2 tRNA genes and 2 rRNA genes are annotated in these 3,612 nt (G+C 55.8%); all 4 read right to left on the reverse strand.

Annotated features, from left to right (window positions below):
* A 23S ribosomal RNA gene (locus B5F91_RS14630) occupies positions 1 to 2,000 on the reverse strand; the annotation flags it as partial.
* A gap of 131 nt (positions 2,001 to 2,131) precedes the next feature.
* Positions 2,132 to 2,205: transfer RNA gene (locus B5F91_RS14635), tRNA-Ala, on the reverse strand.
* 7 nt (positions 2,206 to 2,212) lie between these two features.
* Positions 2,213 to 2,286 (reverse strand) — tRNA-Ile (locus tag B5F91_RS14640).
* Between the two features lie 80 nt (positions 2,287 to 2,366).
* A 16S ribosomal RNA gene (locus B5F91_RS14645) occupies positions 2,367 to 3,612 on the reverse strand; the annotation flags it as partial.

Raw genomic sequence — 3,612 nt, forward strand, 5'->3', positions numbered from 1 at the left:
TGTCCGGATCATTACACCATTCGTGCAGGTCGGAACTTACCCGACAAGGAATTTCGCTACCTTAGGACCGTTATAGTTACGGCCGCCGTTTACTGGGGCTTCAATTCAAGGCTTCTCGTGAGATGACCTCTCCTCTTAACCTTCCAGCACCGGGCAGGTGTCAGGCTGTATACAGCTTCTTTCGAATTCGCACAGCCCTGTGTTTTTGGTAAACAGTTGCCTGGACCTATTCTCTGCGCCCTCCCATCACTGGGTAGGGACCCTTTTTCCCGAAGTTACAGGGTCAATTTGCCTAGTTCCTTAACCGTGATTAACCCAAGCGCCTTAGTATATTCAACCCGACTACGTGTGTCCGTTTGCGGTACGGGTGCCCCATGGCTGGAGTTTAGCGGGTTTTCTCGGCGGAATGCTTACCTGCGCTCTCGGATTGCCCCGGAGGGCGCTCCGTACTTTCAGGTTCGGATCTTCCCGTGGATTTGCCTGCGGGAATCTACTCCTACACCCTTAAACCGTCTATTCCGTCAGACGGCGGCAGTGTCACGTCCGCGTCACCGCGTCACACCATAGGGCAGTAACGGAATCTTGACCGTTTCTGCCATCGGCCTCGCCGTTCGGCTGAGCCTTAGGTCCCGACTTACCCTGATCCGATTAGCGTTGATCAGGAAACCTTAGTCTTGCGGCGAGGGGGTTTCACGCCCCCTTTATCGTTACTTATACCTACATTTGCTTTTCCATACGCTCCAGCGTACCTTACGGAACGCCTTCGGCGCAGAATGGAATGCTCCCCTACCGATACTGTGTATCCCGCGGCTTCGGCGGACAGCTTGATACCCGATTATTATCCACGCCCAGCACCTCGACTAGTGAGCTGTTACGCACTCTTTAAATGAATGGCTGCTTCCAAGCCAACATCCTAGCTGTCTCGGGGGCCGGACTTCGTTAGACTAACTTAGCTGTCACTCCGGGGCCTTAGCCGGCGGTCCGGATTGTTCTCCTCTCGGGCACGGACCTTAGCACCCATGCCCTCACTCCCAAGGAACGGACGTCAAGCATTCGGAGTTTGTCAGGACTTGACAGGCGGTGAAGCCCTCGCATCCTATCAGTCGCTCTACCTCTTGACGCCTTTGGCTTGAGGCTGCACCTAAATGCATTTCGGGGAGTACGAGCTATCTCCGAGTTTGATTGGCCTTTCACTCCTACCCTCACCTCATCCAGAAGCTTTTCAACGCTTATTGGTGCGGACCTCCATCCGGTGTTACCCGGACTTCATCCTGGACAAGGGTAGATCACTCGGTTTCGCGTCTGCCACGCATGACTGAACGCCCTCTTCAGACTCGCTTTCGCTTCGGCTGCGCGCATCGTTGCGCTTAACCTCGCCATGCAAGGCAACTCGTAGGTTCATTATGCAAAAGGCACGCCGTCACGCTTGCGCGCTCCGACCGCTTGTAGGCGCACGGTTTCAGGTACTATTTCACTCTTCTGTCCGAAGTGCTTTTCACCTTTCCCTCACGGTACTGGTCCGCTATCGGTCTCTCGGGAGTATTTAGCCTTGCCGGATGGTCCCGGCGGATTCACGCAGGATTCCTCGTGTCCCGCGCTACTCAGGATGCCGCTACGCTTAATCAGGGTTCATGTACGCAGCTGTCATGCTCTATGGCGGCACTTTCCAGAGCCTTCCATTCCCCTGACGTCTTGCGATGGCGCGGTCCTACTACCCCGCACATGCCGTAACACGTGCGGTTTGGGCTGTTCCCCGTTCGCTCGCCACTACTGGGGGAATCACTGTTGTTTTCTTTTCCTGCGGGTACTAAGATGTTTCAGTTCCCCGCGTTGGCCTCCATCCCTGATGGATGTCATCCCTTCAGGATGACGGGTTGTCCCATTCGGAAATCCGCGGATCAAAGGCTGTGTGCGCCTCCCCGCGGCTTTTCGCAGCTTGCCGCGTCCTTCATCGCCTCCGAGAGCCTAGGCATCCGCCGTGCGCCCTTTCTTACTTTCAGCGCCGCCGCCGTTATCGGCGGCATGGCATATACTTTGGCTTTTCATTCGTCCCGGCTGTATGCCGGGATTGTCTTTTGCGCTCGTTTTTACGTTTCGCTTGTCACATCATGTCATAGAACTTCTTTAACTGTGGAGAATAACGGATTCGAACCGTTGACCCCCTGCGTGCAAAGCAGGTGCTCTAGCCAGCTGAGCTAATCCCCCAAGACCGTAGTCCCAGGCAGAGTTGAACTGCCGACCTCCACATTATCAGTGTGGCGCTCTAACCAACTGAGCTATAGGACTGGCATCGTCGCTCTGTTCATATCTGGTTCGGAAAGGCAAGATTGCAGCACATAACGACGGCCAGTAAGCGCCGTCTCCAGAAAGGAGGTGTTCCAGCCGCACCTTCCGGTACGGCTACCTTGTTACGACTTAGCCCCAATCACCGGTTTTACCCTAGGGCGCCCCTTACGGTTACGCACTTCAGGTACCCCCGGCTTTCATGGCTTGACGGGCGGTGTGTACAAGGCCCGGGAACGTATTCACCGCGCCGTGGCTGATGCGCGATTACTAGCGAATCCAGCTTCGTGGAGTCGGGTTGCAGACTCCAGTCCGAACTGGGGGAGGCTTTCGGGATTGGCGCTCCGTCGCCGGATGGCGGCCCTCTGTACCCCCCATTGTAACACGTGTGTAGCCCCGGACGTAAGGGCCGTGCTGATTTGACGTCATCCCCACCTTCCTCGCATCTTACGATGGCAGTACGGCCAGAGTCCCCAGCACCACCTGATGGCAACTGGCCGAAGGGGTTGCGCTCGTTATGGCACTTAAGCCGACACCTCACGGCACGAGCTGACGACAACCATGCAGCACCTCCATGCCTGCCATTGCTGGCTCCGGAGTTTCCTCTGGATTCAGGCACAGTTCAAGCCCGGGTAAGGTTCCTCGCGTATCATCGAATTAAACCACATGTTCCTCCGCTTGTGCGGGCCCCCGTCAATTCCTTTGAGTTTCACCGTTGCCGGCGTACTCCCCAGGTGGGGCACTTAACGCTTTCGCTAAGCCGCCGGCCGTATGTCGCCGACAGCGAGTGCCCATCGTTTACCGTGCGGACTACCAGGGTATCTAATCCTGTTTGATACCCGCACTTTCGAGCTTCAACGTCAGTAGCGGCCTGGCAGGCTGCCTTCGCAATCGGGGTTCTTCGTGATATCTATGCATTTCACCGCTACACCACGAATTCCGCCTGCCTCGAACGCACTCAAGAACGCCAGTTTCAACTGCAGTTCTACGGTTAAGCCGCAGACTTTCACAGCTGACTTGACATCCCGTCTACGCTCCCTTTAAACCCAATAAATCCGGATAACGCTCGCATCCTCCGTATTACCGCGGCTGCTGGCACGGAGTTAGCCGATGCTTATTCATAAGGTACTTGCAAACATCTACACGTAGACGCCTTTACCCCCTTATAAAAGGAGTTTACAACCCGTAGGGCAGTCATCCTCCACGCTACTTGGCTGGTTCAGCCTCTCGGCCATTGACCAATATTCCTCACTGCTGCCTCCCGTAGGAGTTTGGACCGTGTCTCAGTTCCAATGTGGGGGGCCTTCCTCTCAGAACCCCTACCCATCG

This window comes from Bacteroides sp. An322, assembly GCF_002161765.1.
Classification (GTDB): domain Bacteria; phylum Bacteroidota; class Bacteroidia; order Bacteroidales; family Bacteroidaceae; genus Phocaeicola; species Phocaeicola merdavium.